The following is a 255-nucleotide window of genomic DNA, read 5'->3' on the forward strand; positions in this document are numbered from 1 at the left end:
TGCTTCCACCGTTAATATCTGCGATGATATTTGAAGCTGCTGTGTGCGCTGTTTGCTCTGCCGCTTCAACGATTTGTGGTGTTGGACGACCTGTATCAGGTTCGATATAACCTGATACATCTCCGGCTACATAGATACCTTTATCTTCAAAACCAACTGCTTCCATAAATTCATTGGCTTGGAGACGATGGCCACGTTCTGTTTCGTTCAGATTAGTCTGTGCTGCTGTATTCCCTTGAACACCTGTAGTCCAAA

The 255-nt window shown here is 44.7% G+C and carries 1 protein-coding gene; it reads right to left on the reverse strand.

Annotated elements, in window-relative coordinates:
- A partial coding sequence (locus ETC27_RS18180; protein ID WP_240724969.1) for an NAD(P)/FAD-dependent oxidoreductase occupies positions 1–255 on the reverse strand: 255 nt, incomplete at both ends.

Source organism: Onishia niordana (assembly GCF_004798965.1).
Classification (GTDB): Bacteria; Pseudomonadota; Gammaproteobacteria; order Pseudomonadales; family Halomonadaceae; genus Onishia; species Onishia niordana.